This is a genomic window from Methylobacter marinus A45 (assembly GCF_000383855.1).
Classification (GTDB): Bacteria; Pseudomonadota; Gammaproteobacteria; order Methylococcales; family Methylomonadaceae; genus Methylobacter; species Methylobacter marinus.
Map to the genome: position 1 here is coordinate 2,789,453 of NZ_KB912877.1, position 15,126 is coordinate 2,804,578.

Below are 15,126 nucleotides of genomic sequence, written 5' to 3' on the forward strand. Positions count from 1 at the left end.
TGCCAAAACGTTCCGGCAACGCAGGGATGCGCTGCCGAACCGGGATTTGATTTTTCTTTGGATGAGATGACTTAGTGAAGTGGCTTGGCAACAAAACCAGCCAATCCAGTAATGAATCTTTATAATGCGAATTCTTTCTTTTTATTTTTGCTCTTTATATCAATTGCCTATGAAAACGCTTACTTCTTGCCTTGTTCTTGTTCTATTGACGGCTTCGGGATGCGCAACCAACATGACGGCCGATCACGCCGGCGATAGCACGCAAAAGTCCGTGCAAGGGCACGCGGAAAAACAGACAGCCTGTACCGATTCCGATGCGCTGCCTTCCAGTCAGTGCGCCAATACGGTCACGGCCACTTTCGACAATAAGGGCGTGTTATGGATTACCTGGGCGAACAATGATCATCTTTATGTACAGTCATCCCTGGATAACGGCGTAAGTTTTTCTTCCCCTACGCTTGTCAACGCCGATCCTGAACCGGTCATCGCCAAGGGCGAATACCGTCCAAAAATAAAATTGGATGCGCAGGGTAACATTTATCTTACCTGGACGAACAAACTGGACAAGCCCCATAGTGGAAATATCCGTTTTAGCCGCTCTATCGATGGCGGCAAACATTTTTCTGAGCCAGTGACTCTAAACGACAATCTTGAGATCATCAGTCATCGTTTTGATAGCCTGGCTGTCGGCAAAAATGGAGAGATTCTTGTCGCCTGGCTGGATGCCCGAGACGGCCAGACGGCCAAAAAGGCAGGGCAGACGTTTGAGGGGTCGTCCTTGTACTACACCTGGTCTGATGACGGCGGCAAGCATTTTTATCCCAACAAAAGAATCGCCGCGCATACTTGTCAATGCTGTCGACTGGATACCGCCATTAACAATGCCAACCTGCCCGTTATCGTCTGGCGGCATATTTTTGAAGGCGGCATCCGCGACCACGGCATCAATCGATTTACAGACTGGAGCACACCGGGCGATATCCAGCACTTAGGTCGTGAGAACTGGAAGATAGATGCCTGTCCTCACCATGGCCCCGGGCTTTCCATTTCCGATACCGATAGCTATCACGCCGTATGGTTTAGCAATTCCGACACCCAGCAGGGCCTGTTTTATGCGTATTCAAACGACGCCGGCGAGCATTTTTCCGAGCCGCTTAACTTTGGCAATGACGGCGCCAGCCATCCGCATGTCCTGGCAGTAGGCGATCGCGTGATGATCGTGTGGCAGGAGTTTGACGGCAGCCATAACCTGATTCAGCTAATGAAATCCGTTGATGCCGGGAAACGCTGGACCAAGCCCGAAGTGATCGCGCAAACAACCGAAATGATTGATGAACCTTTTCTGATCAGTGACGGGCGGAAGTTTTATCTTTCCTGGCATCCTCAACAGCAAACCTATCATTTAAAACCAATTGATGAATAAAGAGCCCACACCATCTAAGAGATCCGCATTGGCCGCAAACGCGGCACTTTGATGCTTTTTATTTGTTAATACGATCATTTGGACTATCTATGCTTATTTCTTGCCGACCCCCTTCCTGCCTGGCCGCGGCTATGCTGGCGCTATGCGCGCTGGCCGCGCCCGGCCAGGCCGTCAGCGCAGCGGGCGCCGCGGGCACCGTACCCCAGGCCGAGGCGCCCGGCGCCCCGGACCACCCGTTGCTGGCCCAATACCGCGCCGTGTCCCGGCAAACGGCGGCCTTGACGATTTACAACCGGCATCTGCAGGACCTGCTCGCCTCGCAAGCGCAGGAAAAAACCTCGCTGGAACAACAACTGAAGGACATCGAGGTGACCAAGCAGGAGATTGTGCCGCTGATCCTGCACATGCTCGACAGTCTGGAGCAGTTCGTGCGCATGGACCTGCCTTTCCTGCCCGAAGAGCGCCAGCAGCGCCTGGCGCAGCTGAAAGCGCTGGTGGTCAGGCCCGATAGCACCGAGGCGGAAAAATTCCGCCGCCTCATGGAAGCGTTTCAGGTGGAAAACGAATACGGCAACACCATCGAGGCGTACAAGGGCAATATCGTCCTGAACGGCACCACCAGCTCGGTCAATTTCCTGCGCCTGGGCCGGGTCGCGCTGTATTACCAGCGCCTGGACGGCAGCGAGACCGGCTTCTGGAACAAGGAGGAAAAACGCTGGCAGACCTTGCCGGCCGATTACCGCAACGCCATCCGCGACGGCCTGCGCATCGCCCGCAAGGAAACCGCGCCCGACCTGTTAACCCTGCCCGTTCCCGCGCCCGAGGCCGCCCGATGAAAAAAGCCATGATTATGTTCGCCGCGCTGCTGGCCTGCAGCAGCGCCTTTGCCGACCACCTGGACCTGGACAAGCTGCTGCGCGACATCCAGCAGACGCAAGGCGCCGCCGGCAAAATCGACGCCGATCAGGAAGCCCGGTTTCTGGCCGCCGCCGACCAGGCGCAAGCCCTGGAAGCGGCACGCGCCGAGCTCCGTCAACAGGAGCAGCTGAGCCAGCAATTAAGCGCGCGGCTGAACGCCGGCAAGGCGCAGCTCAGCCAACTGGCCGGCGAGCTCGATAACCGCAGCGGCACCTTGACCGACCTGTTCGATGTCGCCCGGCAGGTGGCCGGCGATTTAAAAGCCGACCTGAACGCGTCCCTGATTTCGGCGGAATTCCCGGACCGAAGCCGGCAACTGGCCGCCATCGCCGACGCCAAAGCCCTGCCCACGATCGACCAGCTGGAGCGGCTGTGGTTTAGCCTGCAGCAGGAAATGACCGAATCCGGCAAAGTCGTCTATTACGACCAGGAAGTGCTGTCGGCCGCGGGCGAACCGCGTCAGGCCAAGGTCATCCGGATCGGCGCCTTTAACGCCCTGGCCGATGGCAAGTACCTGCGCTACCTGCCCGAAACCGGCAAGCTCGCCGACCTGCCGCGGCAGCCGGAGAGCGAGTTTACCGACCTGGCCGAAGCCATCAGCGCCGCCCAGACCGGCCCCGTGGCGATCGGCATCGACCCGACCCGCGGCGCCATCCTCGGCATGCTCATTCAAACCCCCGACACGCTCGAGCGCCTGGCGCAGGGCGGCGCCATCGGCTATATCATCATGGCCCTCGGGGTCATCGGCTTTCTCTACGGCGTGGTCCGGCTGGTGGTCCTGACCCGGATCGGCCAGAAAATGACCCGGCAGATGAACCGCCCCGAGATCAGCGAGGACAATCCGCTGGGCCGCGTGCTCGCGGTCGCCGAACACAGCGCCGCGCAAGAGACCGATAATCTCGAACTGCTGCTGGATGAGGCCATCACCCGCGAAGTGCCGGCCCTGGAACGGGGCATCGCCATGATCAAACTGCTGGCGGCCGTGGCGCCCCTGCTGGGCCTTTTGGGCACCATCACCGGCATGATCCTGACCTTCCAGTCCATCAGCCTGTTCGGCACCGGCGATCCCAAGCTGATGGCCGGCGGCATCTCCCAGGCGCTGGTGACCACGATGCAGGGACTGTGCGTGGCGATCCCGCTGCTGTTCCTGCACAGCCTGGTGGTCGCGCGCAGCCACATCCTGATCCAGATTCTGGACGAACAGACGGCCGGCCTGATCAGCCGCCGCGCGGGCCAGTAATGACGGCGCTGTTGACCCTGCTGGACGCGATCCAGGACTTTTTGAACGCCGGCGGCCCGGTGCTGCGGGTGATCCTGCTGACCTCCATTGCCCTGTGGACCCTGGTGGCCGAATGGTTTCTGTTTTTCAACCTGACCTATCCGCAACGCAAGGCCGACTGGGTGGCGCAATGGGAGCGCCGACGCGACAAAGCCTCGCGGCCGGCGCTCGGCATCCGCGAATGCCTTATTTCCGAAGCCAGGATCAATATGACCCGCACCCTGCCGATCATCAAAATGCTGATCAGCCTATGCCCGCTGCTGGGGCTGCTGGGCACCGTGACCGGCATGATCCAGGTCTTCGACGTCATGGCCGTGACCGGCACCAGCAACACCAAAGCCATGGCCTCGGGCGTCTCGCACGCCACCATCCCGACCATGGCCGGCATGGTGATCGCCATCGCCGGCCTGTATTTCAACAAACTGATCGAAGCCCGCGTCAGCCGTGAAACCCATCACCTGACCGACTTGTTAACCTATCACTAGGATTTGCCCATGCGCCGCAGAAATGGCCGCTCAAGCGCCGACCAGAACTCTGAAATCGACATGACGCCGATGCTGGACATCGTGTTCATCATGCTAATTTTCTTTATCGTCACCGCCTCGTCCGTCAAGGAATCAGGCATCGACGTCAACCGCCCGAGCGCGCAAACCGCGGAAAAAAACGAACAGGGCCATATTATTGTCGCCATCAAACCCAACGGGGAAGTGTGGATCGACAAGCAGGCCGTCGACATCCGCGCGGTCCGGGCCACCGTCACCCGGCTGCATGCGGAAAATCCGCTCGGCTCGGTCATTATCGCCGCCGACCGGGAGGCTAAAACCCATGCCCTGATCCAGGTGATGGACCAGATACGGCTGGCCGGCATCGCCAATGCCGCCATTGCCACCGAATCGGAATAGCCGTGAAATCGCTTGTCACCGCGTTATTGACGGGGCTGCTGGCCTCGCTGCTGTTATTCTGGCTGATGCAGGCGATGATCATGCCGGACGCGCAGGGGGTCAAAAAAACCGAGCCGCTGCATCAGGTGGAATTCGTCCGGCTCAAGCGCGAGCCGCCTCCGCCGGAGCCCAAGCCGAAACCGCCGGAAAAACCGAAGCCGCCCGAACCGGTCAAGGCTAGCCCCAAACCGCCGGTCCCGAAAAAAGCGCCAAAACCGAAACCCGTGCCCAAGCCGGCACCGGTCAAGGCGCCGGCGCCCAAGCCCGTGCCGGATCTGCCCGCGCTGGATCTGGCGCCGGCCAAGGTGGACGCGCCCGCGCCGGCCCTCGCGCCGGCCAGTTCGTCGCGCGAGCAGACACCGGCGCCCGCCGAGGCCGGCACCGGCGTCAGCGCCAATGTGGTGGCGCTGGTCCGGGTTCCGCCCAAATACCCGCGGCGCGCGGCCAACCGGCGGATTCAGGGCTGGGTGAAAATAGAGTTCACCATTACCCGCACGGGCACGGTCAAGGATGCGGTCGTGGTTGAGGCCAAGCCGAACGGCATCTTCGACAAGGTGGCGCTGGAGGCCATCAATAAATGGAAGTTCAAGGAAAAGCGGGTTAACGGCGCCCCGGTCGAGCAACGCGCGGTTCAGGTGCTGCAGTTTAAACTGGCGAAGTGATTGGACTTAATTTTATGGTCCGATCTCAGGCTTTTAGACTTGGGCGCGAAGACAAGTCCACGTACAGCGTTTTTTGGCGATGCTCTGTACGGGACTGTATTCGCCTGCCCAGGCAAGGTTGCTGAGAAAATAACAGCTCGAAAGGATTACCGTCCGATAAAAATTCATTCGCATAAAGGATCGCTAATTTTTCTTATTACGGACTGGCGGTTTGCTGGCAAGAGTCGATCTGCGAATTCAAGGGCTCCGTCAAGGACAAAGGCCTATGGATAAACAGTGCTGGCCCGGGGGCCAATATCGTCTTCTTCCAGCACATAGCGGACCGGACTGCCTGCCTCTAACTGGTCAAATTCGCCTACCACACTATTTCTATGGAAATAAATTTCACGGCCATCCTCGGCCACGATAAAACCGTGATCTTCTTCAGGCAGCAAGCGTGCTACTGTTCCGAAGTTCTGCAGGTTATGGTTTTTAACTTCACCGCGTTGAACGCGGGCATAATCTTCCAGTTGTCTTGTTGCCGCCTTAAAAGCGTCGCGTATGGCCACATAAATATCTTCATGGGCTTGCTTGTCATGATGCTCCCGGCTGATGACCAGCTCTTTGCGGGGCGTGGTGATATCGATACGAATGTGGTATTGATTGCCATGGCGATGGTGCTGGTGTTCTGACTCCACGGCGACCCGGCAGCTCATAATATGGGTATGAAATTTTTCCAGTTTTGCCACTTTTTCGCGGATCCTGGCTTCTACGGCATCAGAATGAGGTATTCCTCGAAAAGTAATCTGTAATGGAATCTGCATGATGATCTACCTATATCAAATATAGTACGAATGGCTTAAATGGTCGTTATGTGGCTGGGCGATAAAATAAATGCTGGTATGCCGGTTTGATTCCGGCAGGGCACTTGAGGGTTTGTTAAGGTTAGGCTGGGTAAGCAGCAGAAGTACGCGCATCGACAACAGTATCAGTACCAGCCAGACAATGACGATGATGCCGAAGTGTTTGAAATCGCTCCATACCCGGGTTTTCGGAAATCCTGACCGTAAAAGTTCCACGATCAGGATCGCATCCATGGCGCTGCCCATTAACAGGATAAAGAGGGCAAAAAAATAGCTTTGATCAATCAACAGGGCGGTAAGCGGCATGCGTCCGCCGCTGGCTATCATAAAGATAAACCAAACGCAGGCCGTCAGCAGAAAGCCTCTGCGTACTTCACTCATTGATTCAATGTATTGGTTTATATTCATGAACCGCTGCTCTGCTATTTTCATAACCGGATTCCTTAATTTAAATCATCTACGCTTGTTCCCCTTGGGTAAGGAGCTAATACTGATTACCAAGCTCCGCATTATTATCGGTTTTCGCAATTCGGGTTTTTATGGTTTTCTCTTGCCCGTCACGGGAGATATGCAGATCGACTTTATCGCCTACCCGCATTAATGCAATGCTATTGCTTAGTCTGGTTGAGGTATCAATCGGCTGGCCATTCATGGCAATGACTATATCGCCTTTTTTCAAACCCGCCTTATCGGCTGGCGAGCCGGGAATAACACCGGAAATAATAGCTCCTTGCTGCTGTTTGATATTAAACGTCCGAGCCAGATCCGGGGTTATATTTTGAATCTGAATGCCTATCTGTCCTCTCTGTATATTGCCGTATTGAATGATCTGCTTGACAACATGATTGGCCATATTAATAGGTATGGCAAAGCCGATTCCCACGTTGCTGCCGTTAGGCCCGACTATGGCGGTATTGATACCGATTAATTCTCCCTGCAAATTGACCAGCGCGCCGCCGGAATTGCCGGGGTTGATGGAGGCATCAGTCTGAATAAAATCCTCATAGCCTTCTATACCCAGACTGGAGCGGCCCAATGCGCTTATTATTCCGGATGTAACCGTTTGGCCGAGGCCGAAAGGGCTGCCTATAGCAACGACAATATCGCCGACCTGTAATGTATCGGAATTGCCTTTGGGCAATTCGACCAATTTGCCCGTTTTGATTTTAATCAAGGCTATTTCCGTATTTGGGTCGCTGCCGATTACTGTCGCGTCATAGCTTCTGTTGTCCTGTAGTGTCACTGTGATTTGGTCTGCCTTGTCAATCACATGATGATTAGTAATGACATAGCCTTTGCTGGCGTCAATGACTACCCCAGAGCCGAGATTCTGGATTTCCCATTCCAGCGACTTGTCGGACATATCAAATAATTCGCGATAGAAGGGATCTTTGAATAAAGGGTTTTCTTTATGGGTTAATCGTATGCGCGTGGAGATATTGACAACAGCGGGGATGACTCTTTTCAACATCTCCGGCAGAGGATTATTGGGAATCGGTAGCTGTGCCCATGCGTTTAATGCCGGTAATTTGGTTGATATTGCCATTATCAGAGCAATTGCCAGGAAATACATGAAAATCTGTTTTTTCATAATTGCTCCGTAACTCATTGCTAGTGGCAAGTCAGTTCTAATGTGGAATTAGAACCTGTATGCGGGCAAAAATTCTTTTTAATTATGCTGCTCTTTAGTGTGTGCACATCGATTGCACTAAAATGAGTGATATTTTTCCCGGTAATCAACAAGGAACGGGGCTCAGGCTCATTTCAGGCACACGCGGTGATTGCTCATAAAGGCAAGCGATTAGGCCTTCTGGACCGGCTATTGGATATTGAAGCTTTTCATATTATTAGCATTGTCGAGTATACGGATATATTTACGTTGAACATCCAGCAATCCCTCATCCTGAAGCTGGCTGAAAGCCCGGCTTACCGTTTCTTCCGCGAGTCCAAGATAATCGGCTATATCGCGACGGCTCATGGGTAAATTGAAAGCGTTGGCGGAAAACCCCCGTTCACTTAGGTTTCGAGACAGATCGTTCAAGAAAATAGCGAGACGGGCGGGAGCGCTTCTATTGCCGCGCAATTCCATCAAGTGTTTGTTCTGAACAATTTCATGGCTCATCAGCTTAATAAATTGATGGCTGAGCGTTGGTATGCTGTCAGCCAGTTTCTGATATTGATCAAACGGGATCTTGCAAAGGCTACAGGTATTTAGTGTTGTCGCATTGCAGTCATAAACGCCGGAACTGATCGCGCTTAAACCTATGATGTCGCCCGGATAATGGAACTGAATGATGTGTTCGTGACCGTCGCCGAAAACACACCAGGATTTAACCGTTCCGGAGCGGACAAGATACAAATATCGAAAAGGTTGCTCGGCATGGAAAATGTGCTGGCCGCTGTCCAGGTAATATTGCTGGGAAATAATGCTTTGCAAGTGCTGGCGATCATCTGTTTGCAAGGTAGACATCAGGCAGGAGGCATATGTTGTACAGTCCTTGCACACATCCGGGTTTTTGCTAAGTAGTTCGTTAACGGTTTTTGTTTCCGGTTCGTCAAGCGACATCAATAACAATTGATTGACCGCTTCGAAATATTTCAGGTAAGCACGAGAAAAAGAGAGTTTCAATACGTTTTCCGATTGATGTGAAACGATGCCCGTCAATTTAAAGAATTTATTAATGCCATAGTCAATCGTAAAAGTAATGTCGACACTGTGATGGTTTCCTATTACTTTTTCTCTTGCGGCAAGCTTGATTTCATTGAAACTGATTGCGCTGGTTTTGAAACGCCCCAGAAATTCTTCCCCATTATGCAGATCGACATCCAGCACTATGGGGACTCCTGTGAATTTTGATCGGGTCATTTTTCAACTCCATTTTTTCAAATGTTGAGGAATCCTTTTACGATTAGGCTTCGGTTATAAAAGTGATAATTACGTTATTGCCAATCCATTCACGCCATTGTTTATAGATGGCGACCTTATTAATTGAAGACAAAGTTGATTAACTTTTGCTAAATAACGTCAAGCAACTATTGGATTCAATGCCGTGCATAAAGTGGTAAATTTTCTTTAGACTTTAACGCGCGGGCTCTTTCGCCAAAAGGGAAAATCTTGCCTCTTGCTGCTAGGAATGGGCCGGAGTAAGTGCGATCAATAAGTCGTTTATTCTTGATTGTCTCAACCAACCCCTGGCCCTCCCTTTTAGGCGAGAAAACTAGCCTCCCTTTATCGGACGCAATACAAACAGAAAAGCATCCTTCCGCGGAGAAAATTAAATAACAATTACATTTTCAGCTTGGAGGCCTTTTTGTCCCTTTGTGACATTAAATTGTACTTTCTGGCCGTCATTGAGTGATTTAAAGCCGGGGTTGTTAATGTTGCTGTAATGAACAAAAACATCGGGACCTTTCTCTTGTTCAATAAAGCCGAAACCTTTATCGGCATTAAACCATTTAACAGTGCCAGTAATAGAAGTAGTAGTCGATGTATTCATATTCGTAGACATAATTCGAAAATCCTAAAATGTTAAAAATGTATTTGTAGAAAGTAGCGCAAGGTATCCGGCATTACATAATTTCTATGCTTCTGCGTTTACTTTGTTCTGACTTGGGGATGGTAATATCAAGTATTCCGTCCTTGAATGAAGCTTTAGCCTTCTCACCATCCACTTGAGTAGGTAAAGATAAAGTCCTTTGAAATTCTCCACGGTTTATTTCTCGGCAGTAATAGTTCTCGTTCTTCGTTTCTTCTTCCTGTTTGCAGGATGCGCGAATAGTCACCATTTGGTCATCTATTGAAACATCCAGATCTTCTTTTTTCACGCCTGGCAGGGCCGCCTGAACCTTTATTTCGTTATCGTGTTCGATAACATCCACTTTGGGAATGTTTTTGCTGAGAGAGAATTCTCTTTCCGGCCAACTAGGGAGTTTCCAGTCCGGTTGTAACCAGCGACGGGAAAGCAGATTATCAAACCAGCGATCTAAATCATCAAAAGCAATTAGGCCGGAACCTAGCTGAGATGGCTCTGATGGTGCCTTAGCAATATTTTTATTTGGATCTTGGCTTTGATCATCATTACTCATAATGCTCTTCTCCGAATCTATTATTTGGCAACTGCAAGGGAAAAATCTTTCGTAAAAAATAAAAACGATGGCTTGAAGTGCTTCGGTTACTGGCATTCAGTCAAGAAACCTTAAACAGCTTCAATTTTTTCCTGTGAATAAAATGTAGCGTATTTTCAAAGACGGTAGAATTGGTGCAAATACCTAGTACATAACAGTAAATTACGATAATTCATATCAGCAGCGGTTTGCTGGAATAAGTCCAGCGAAACGGTTTAGCCAGCGTATCATCGTTAAAAAACGCAATAATGGTGAGGATACGATGCCTGAGTTCTTCCTTTGGTGAAAAACTGCCCCCGTTTGAGCAGGCGCCGAGTCAAGATACCGAACCAGATTTCCACTTGATTGAGCCATGAATGATGTTTGGGCGTATAGACAAAGCCAATACGATGGTTTTTCTCCTGGAGAAAAGCAGAGCGAGAAGCCAGAGTCCTATATTGTCTTCGCGTAAACCCACATCATGGCTTATCGCCTTATTACTGGTGCCCTGGGCGGCAATATAATCCGGCTTCACCACACTAAACCATACGGCGTTTTTCGACTCCGGCCAAGAGTGCAGGATGTCGTTTTGCTCCGTTATTCAGAGCAAGGGGGCTATGTCACTGGATGGACTCGGTTGACAATTGATTTTTTAGGAAATAACAGGCGACGGCGGATTGGCCTCGATTCCGCGGCCCTGGTGGGCACAAAGCTCACTGGTGTCTACGTGCCATGCCTGTTGAATATAATCTCAAACCTTACCTCTACAGGGCTTTAGGATTATCTCACTTTCCTGTTTCCACATAAGGAGCGACTAAGATTAGCTTGTTAGATTGGCTGCAAGCGGTAAGAGCATATTTATTGAGACTGACTGTTTTTTTATTGGGTCAAGTTTTTGAATTTCAAAGGTAAATTATTGTAACTAAGGTTAAGTAGAAAGCTGGTTTAAACGTCAAATTTTCTTAAGATTTGATTTGTTCAAATTTATATTTGAGGAGAAAGTGATGTTACGAGAACTTGGTTCGGAGCTTTCGTTTTCTGTTGTTCAGTCATCGGTACTGGTATTTACCTCGGAGCAATCGCAGTTGCTCGTTATCTTAATGGCTTTCATTGTCATGTTGGTAATTGAAGATCGCCATGCTTGCGCTGAGCGGCCATTAAAAGCTTTCCGGCGGCATTATTTAACAAATATCAGTATGTTTGTTTTTAATAGCGTCATGATGTCGCTGCTCTCGGTGTATTCCTTGTTGACTATTGCCGAACAATACGCCTCGGCAGGATTGCTGAGCCAGATTTCTAATCCCGTTATCAGGATCGCCGTGTCATTTATGTTGCTCGATTTGACTTTGTATTTCTGGCATAAAGCGAATCATATGTTTAACTTCCTGTGGATGTTTCACCAAGTACACCACAGCGACCCTTCGTTTAATGTTTCAACGGCATTTCGTTTGCATTTAGTCGAGCTATTACTGACGGCCGGCCTGAAAGCGCTTTATATTATCGTATTCGGTGTGGATAAGGCCGTGGTGATCATTAGTGAAGCGGTAATTACGGTATTTGTGATTTTTCATCACATGGATGTTTCAGTCCCGGGCGAGAAATGGCTGGGCCGGATTATCATTGTGCCTTATTTACATAAGGCTCATCATTCAACTCTGCGAGAGGAGCATGATCATAACTATGGGGCCGTGTTTTCAATATGGGATCATTTATTCAAGACGATAATTGAGATAAGGCCCGCTGAAATTGGTCTTCGGTATGTCAAAACCCAGGATTTCATGGCGCTGTTTCTTTTGGGGTTTACGCGATTTCAGTCATCGCGGCATTGATGTACCCAGAAATCGCCACAGACGCATAGCTGTCATCATGGTATCCTGGGCACTAAATTCGAGAGTATCTATTAAATAACAAAAATGCCGTACTTTTATTTAAAGACGGCATTAATAAAACAGGATAGGTGCTCTATTTCTTCCAAACATACGGCATGTTCCATAATATAATCATGCCAGACAATGTCATATCCCATTTCCTTTAGCGCAACATACGCTGCTTTACCCGATTCAATCGCCACAACAGGATCTATAATGCCATGGGCCATCAGGATAGGCGTGGCATTATTGGTACTTGACCGCTTTTTTTCTAATTGTTCAAGTGTCGGCAGATAAGTTGAGAGAGCTATGATTCCAGCCAGTTTGTGCGGATATTTCAAACCGGCGTGAAGAGCAATGGCGCCGCCTTGGGAGAATCCCGCCAGTAAAATATTCTCGGAAGCAATGCCTTTATCGATTTCCTGTTGAATAAGCTTGTCGATTAATGTGCTGGATTCATAAATTCCAGCGATATCGACTCTTCTGGAGGGTAACTTTTCCAAAATGTCGTACCAGGCGCGCATTTTCATACCGCCGTTGATGGTTACAGGCTGAATAGGGGCATTGGGGAAAATAAAATGAATGGCCTGAGCTTCGTTTAAATTCAGTTGCGGGACAATGCCGGCAAAGTCGTGCCCATCAGCGCCTAGGCCATGAAGCCATATAATGGAATATTTATGAACAGATTCAGGTTGAATTTCTATTGTACTAAGTTGAGAAATCATAGGTTACCCCGAAAATGATGTGAACAAATATGAAATTGAATATGCTTATGAGAAAAGTGATTAATGCCAGGGATTGCCGTCAAATTTTGGCAGATCAGGATTCATATAGTCCCATGGCTGGGCATCGGCTACCCAAATATCTTTTTGCGGCCGGAAAATGCTGGGGTCATCCAGCGTAGATGCGCTAACCGGTCTCAATTTGGTGAAAGCGCTGTTCCTGCCAAACAAGGCGGTCCCGCATTCAGGACAGAATGCTCGATAAACAACATGGCCGCTGGCGGCAATAGTTGCGTACTCTTTATAATTGCCAGTTATTGTAAGTGCGGATGACGGCACAAGCATGGCCGCTAAATACGGGGCACCCAAAGCTTTTTGACATGTTCTGCAATGGCAGTTGAAACTACTGGCGGGTTTGACTGAAATTTCGTATCTGACAGCGCCACAAAGGCAGCCGCCTGTAATGGGAAGTTTCATATATTCTCCCGAAACAGTGGGTTATGATAAACCTGAGTACAATTAGCGCAATATCTGAACTTTAATTGTCCATTAATACTAAAGTATGGTATTTGATATCATTTTAATCGGTTTATTAATTGTCGCTTACTTGTATTGGGCGAGTGCCCAGCGGGTAAAGTCGATAGCCCTTAACGCAACTAAGCAGCATTGTTTGGATATGAACGTTCAGATGCTGGACGATTATATTGCCTTAACCGGTCTCTGGCTGAAAAGAGATAGAACAGGAAAAGTGCATTTATGGCGTTCATTCCAGTTTGAGTTTTCTTCAACCGGAAATGAACGGTATAACGGGCAAATTGTAATGTTCGGATGTCGGATCGAATCAATTCAAATGGAACCGCACCGATTAGTTTAGGGATAAATAAATGAGTACGCAAAAAGATTTTTAGGGGCAGATCGTAACATGAACAATTGTCCGTTATGTGAACATGAGCGGAGTGGATCGGAACCGAAATATCCAAACTTTTGACAGTGTTTACTTGAAAATCCATGGACTTATTAGCTAAGAGGAAGCGTCGAAAGAAAAATTTATTTTGCTGACCTTACAGAACGGTTATAAGTTCAGGTAAAGTAAAGCAAGAATTAATGGCCGGCCTGCGGCGGATACTAATCGGGCTTTCTAATCAAGGCGCTTTTTACTCTTTATTGTAATTATTGCCTTTTTGTTTTTGTCTTGAGGATTTCTGTTTTATAGATATAGAATTTTCACTAGGCGGATAAGAAAATCAATGGATTATCAGTAATATGAGCAAACAAAACTATCAAAAGCCGTCTCAGGAAACTCTGGATGAAGCGATACGAGTAGCCCGAGGGATTCAGCGACTTGGTCAGGCCAAAGAGCAAGCCAAACGGATGGCTCAGAGTATTCAAAAAGGGATTGGATTATATAAAAGGCAACAGAAATCCTGGGCTAGAGAGTCGGACAGAAAATTTAAAAAAACTTTGGATCAGCCCGAATTCGTGGAATCAGGTGATTCTCAAATACAGGAACGAGAACTGTGTCAACAGCACGGATTATCCTGGTTATTTCTGGTATTCAGGGTGTCCTGGTTATTGTTAATTTTGACATGGTTGGGCATTGGTATTTATTTGCTGGCTTGAAAAATCCTGGCGACGTCTTCTGTAATCCTAATCTAAGGAGTTGGCGTGAAGCGAAAGCAAGAATAAATTTACTTGAATTAAAAGGTGATCTTTAGAATTTACAAATAAGGTGATGATTATGGGCTTTGGAACTGTTTTGAAACTACTTGCCTTTTTAGTATGGCCTGTTTTATTGCTTTTATTATATTACTTGTCGGACAAAGAGGGTTTCAAGCGTAGGCTTAATAAGATGAAGCGGGATGGAGTTGATAAAGACTAGTATTTAGCCAGCCTTGTTCTGACGAGTAAAATTTGCAGAGTATTCATAGCGTGCGAATAGTGCGAATACCCTCAAGGGCACAAGTACCCGTCATAATTAAATTGATTGACTATTAGAACTTCAAACCGAATTCAAGGACCATCTTGATAGAGACATACAATATAAGCAGTATGGCGCCTAAATAAACGATAAATCGCAACGGTTTATCTTTGATGCTAGCGAGAATTGTTGTGTTTGTCCCTGTTTTTTTGAGCTGCAGATATAATTCTCGTTGAGTTGCCAATCTTTGCCGTTGGTATTCTTCAAGCAATTGTCGTGCTTTAAAAAGATCTTCATCTTTTAATAGCCAAATTGCGGGCATTGATATACCCCAGTTTCCGGCAGATGTCTCATAGTAGTCGATTTCATTAGAACGTAACAATTCACGAATTTCATCGGCTTCGTCTTCGGGGACATTTGCAAGGCGAAATAATAAAATAGACATTTCA

General features: G+C 48.9%; 19 protein-coding genes. 9 read left to right on the forward strand and 10 right to left on the reverse strand.

All coding sequences use genetic code 11. From position 1 onward, the window contains the following. Positions 1-232 precede the first annotated feature (232 nt). The 6 genes from METMA_RS0113095 (at position 233) to METMA_RS0113120 (ending at position 5,223) form a co-directional block, all read left to right on the forward strand. Positions 233-1,423 carry a sialidase family protein gene (locus METMA_RS0113095; protein ID WP_020159550.1) on the forward strand — a complete coding sequence of 397 codons (1,191 nt, stop codon included), beginning with the start codon at positions 233-235 and terminating at the stop codon, positions 1,421-1,423. Between the two features lie 89 nt (positions 1,424-1,512). Next, the gene (locus tag METMA_RS0113100; RefSeq protein ID WP_232216352.1) at positions 1,513-2,259 is read left to right on the forward strand and encodes a DUF3450 domain-containing protein; all 747 of its coding nucleotides are present in this window, start codon (positions 1,513-1,515) and stop codon (positions 2,257-2,259) included. Then, a complete protein-coding gene (locus METMA_RS0113105; protein WP_020158807.1) occupies positions 2,256-3,581 on the forward strand; it encodes a MotA/TolQ/ExbB proton channel family protein in 1,326 nt (441 codons plus the stop codon). Before METMA_RS0113100 ends, METMA_RS0113105 begins: the two co-directional genes overlap by 4 nt. Continuing rightward, positions 3,581-4,105 carry a MotA/TolQ/ExbB proton channel family protein gene (locus METMA_RS0113110; protein ID WP_020158806.1) on the forward strand — a complete coding sequence of 175 codons (525 nt, stop codon included), beginning with the start codon at positions 3,581-3,583 and terminating at the stop codon, positions 4,103-4,105. Before METMA_RS0113105 ends, METMA_RS0113110 begins: the two co-directional genes overlap by 1 nt. A gap of 9 nt (positions 4,106-4,114) precedes the next feature. Then, positions 4,115-4,522: an ExbD/TolR family protein gene (locus METMA_RS0113115; protein WP_020158805.1), complete on the forward strand. Its 408-nt coding sequence runs from the start codon at positions 4,115-4,117 to the stop codon at positions 4,520-4,522. Between the two features lie 2 nt (positions 4,523-4,524). Continuing rightward, a complete protein-coding gene (locus METMA_RS0113120; protein ID WP_020159552.1) occupies positions 4,525-5,223 on the forward strand; it encodes an energy transducer TonB in 699 nt (232 codons plus the stop codon). A gap of 263 nt (positions 5,224-5,486) precedes the next feature. Here the strand turns inward: METMA_RS0113120 and METMA_RS0113125 are convergent, their stop codons facing one another. From METMA_RS0113125 to METMA_RS28215, 7 genes are all read right to left on the reverse strand, one after another. Then, entirely contained in the window at positions 5,487-6,026 is a 540-nt protein-coding gene (locus METMA_RS0113125; RefSeq protein WP_020159553.1) for an HPF/RaiA family ribosome-associated protein, read from the reverse strand. A 15-nt stretch (positions 6,027-6,041) separates the two neighbouring features. After that, positions 6,042-6,473: a hypothetical protein gene (locus METMA_RS0113130; protein ID WP_156830499.1), complete on the reverse strand. Its 432-nt coding sequence runs from the start codon at positions 6,471-6,473 to the stop codon at positions 6,042-6,044. A 76-nt stretch (positions 6,474-6,549) separates the two neighbouring features. Next, entirely contained in the window at positions 6,550-7,656 is a 1,107-nt protein-coding gene (locus METMA_RS0113135) for a Do family serine endopeptidase (protein ID WP_020159555.1), read from the reverse strand. A gap of 228 nt (positions 7,657-7,884) precedes the next feature. Next, complete coding sequence (locus METMA_RS24590; RefSeq protein ID WP_020159556.1) at positions 7,885-8,898, reverse strand: helix-turn-helix domain-containing protein; 1,014 nt, start codon at positions 8,896-8,898, stop codon at positions 7,885-7,887. Between the two features lie 442 nt (positions 8,899-9,340). Beyond that, positions 9,341-9,574 (reverse strand): cold-shock protein, encoded by a 234-nt coding sequence (locus METMA_RS0113145; RefSeq protein WP_020159557.1) that lies wholly within the window; start codon positions 9,572-9,574, stop codon positions 9,341-9,343. 61 nt (positions 9,575-9,635) lie between these two features. Then, positions 9,636-10,151, reverse strand: coding sequence for an Hsp20/alpha crystallin family protein (locus METMA_RS0113150; protein ID WP_027147306.1), 516 nt, complete (start codon positions 10,149-10,151; stop codon positions 9,636-9,638). A 272-nt stretch (positions 10,152-10,423) separates the two neighbouring features. Then, the gene (locus tag METMA_RS28215; RefSeq protein WP_198014672.1) at positions 10,424-10,618 is read right to left on the reverse strand and encodes a transposase; all 195 of its coding nucleotides are present in this window, start codon (positions 10,616-10,618) and stop codon (positions 10,424-10,426) included. A 747-nt stretch (positions 10,619-11,365) separates the two neighbouring features. On the opposite strand from METMA_RS28215, the gene METMA_RS24595 reads away from it, so the two are divergent. After that, positions 11,366-11,998, forward strand: a complete 633-nt coding sequence (locus METMA_RS24595; protein WP_232216353.1) for a sterol desaturase family protein — start codon at positions 11,366-11,368, stop codon at positions 11,996-11,998. Between the two features lie 95 nt (positions 11,999-12,093). Here METMA_RS24595 and METMA_RS0113160 read toward each other — a convergent pair whose 3' ends face one another. Beyond that, positions 12,094-12,762: an alpha/beta hydrolase gene (locus METMA_RS0113160; RefSeq protein WP_020159560.1), complete on the reverse strand. Its 669-nt coding sequence runs from the start codon at positions 12,760-12,762 to the stop codon at positions 12,094-12,096. Between the two features lie 60 nt (positions 12,763-12,822). Further along, a complete protein-coding gene (locus tag METMA_RS0113165) occupies positions 12,823-13,236 on the reverse strand; it encodes a GFA family protein (protein WP_027147307.1) in 414 nt (137 codons plus the stop codon). A gap of 85 nt (positions 13,237-13,321) precedes the next feature. Between METMA_RS0113165 and METMA_RS0113170 the strand changes: the two genes are divergently transcribed. Both METMA_RS0113170 and METMA_RS0113175 read left to right on the forward strand, forming a co-directional pair. Next, positions 13,322-13,633: a DUF3301 domain-containing protein gene (locus tag METMA_RS0113170; protein ID WP_027147308.1), complete on the forward strand. Its 312-nt coding sequence runs from the start codon at positions 13,322-13,324 to the stop codon at positions 13,631-13,633. A 389-nt stretch (positions 13,634-14,022) separates the two neighbouring features. Beyond that, on the forward strand, positions 14,023-14,379 hold the full coding sequence (locus METMA_RS0113175; protein WP_020159562.1) for a DUF2956 family protein: 357 nt from the start codon (positions 14,023-14,025) through the stop codon (positions 14,377-14,379). 371 nt (positions 14,380-14,750) lie between these two features. Here METMA_RS0113175 and METMA_RS0113185 read toward each other — a convergent pair whose 3' ends face one another. Further along, complete coding sequence (locus tag METMA_RS0113185) at positions 14,751-15,122, reverse strand: DUF6164 family protein (RefSeq protein ID WP_020159564.1); 372 nt, start codon at positions 15,120-15,122, stop codon at positions 14,751-14,753. Positions 15,123-15,126: the final 4 nt, after the last annotated feature.

What these genes read in the sequence shown, in the direction of transcription:
- METMA_RS0113135 (WP_020159555.1), bottom strand. Translation starts at nt 7,656, where the DNA reads ATGAAAAAACAGATTTTCATGTATTTCCTGGCAATTGCTCTGATAATG.
- METMA_RS0113110 (WP_020158806.1), top strand. Translation starts at nt 3,581, where the DNA reads ATGACGGCGCTGTTGACCCTGCTGGACGCGATCCAGGACTTTTTGAAC.
- METMA_RS0113175 (WP_020159562.1), top strand. Translation starts at nt 14,023, where the DNA reads ATGAGCAAACAAAACTATCAAAAGCCGTCTCAGGAAACTCTGGATGAA.
- METMA_RS0113105 (WP_020158807.1), top strand. Translation starts at nt 2,256, where the DNA reads ATGAAAAAAGCCATGATTATGTTCGCCGCGCTGCTGGCCTGCAGCAGC.
- METMA_RS0113130 (WP_156830499.1), bottom strand. Translation starts at nt 6,473, where the DNA reads ATGAATATAAACCAATACATTGAATCAATGAGTGAAGTACGCAGAGGC.
- METMA_RS0113165 (WP_027147307.1), bottom strand. Translation starts at nt 13,236, where the DNA reads ATGAAACTTCCCATTACAGGCGGCTGCCTTTGTGGCGCTGTCAGATAC.
- METMA_RS0113150 (WP_027147306.1), bottom strand. Translation starts at nt 10,151, where the DNA reads ATGAGTAATGATGATCAAAGCCAAGATCCAAATAAAAATATTGCTAAG.
- METMA_RS24595 (WP_232216353.1), top strand. Translation starts at nt 11,366, where the DNA reads ATGTTTGTTTTTAATAGCGTCATGATGTCGCTGCTCTCGGTGTATTCC.
- METMA_RS0113115 (WP_020158805.1), top strand. Translation starts at nt 4,115, where the DNA reads ATGCGCCGCAGAAATGGCCGCTCAAGCGCCGACCAGAACTCTGAAATC.
- METMA_RS0113145 (WP_020159557.1), bottom strand. Translation starts at nt 9,574, where the DNA reads ATGTCTACGAATATGAATACATCGACTACTACTTCTATTACTGGCACT.
- METMA_RS0113185 (WP_020159564.1), bottom strand. Translation starts at nt 15,122, where the DNA reads ATGTCTATTTTATTATTTCGCCTTGCAAATGTCCCCGAAGACGAAGCC.
- METMA_RS0113095 (WP_020159550.1), top strand. Translation starts at nt 233, where the DNA reads ATGACGGCCGATCACGCCGGCGATAGCACGCAAAAGTCCGTGCAAGGG.
- METMA_RS0113125 (WP_020159553.1), bottom strand. Translation starts at nt 6,026, where the DNA reads ATGCAGATTCCATTACAGATTACTTTTCGAGGAATACCTCATTCTGAT.
- METMA_RS0113160 (WP_020159560.1), bottom strand. Translation starts at nt 12,762, where the DNA reads ATGATTTCTCAACTTAGTACAATAGAAATTCAACCTGAATCTGTTCAT.
- METMA_RS0113170 (WP_027147308.1), top strand. Translation starts at nt 13,322, where the DNA reads ATGGTATTTGATATCATTTTAATCGGTTTATTAATTGTCGCTTACTTG.
- METMA_RS0113100 (WP_232216352.1), top strand. Translation starts at nt 1,513, where the DNA reads ATGCTTATTTCTTGCCGACCCCCTTCCTGCCTGGCCGCGGCTATGCTG.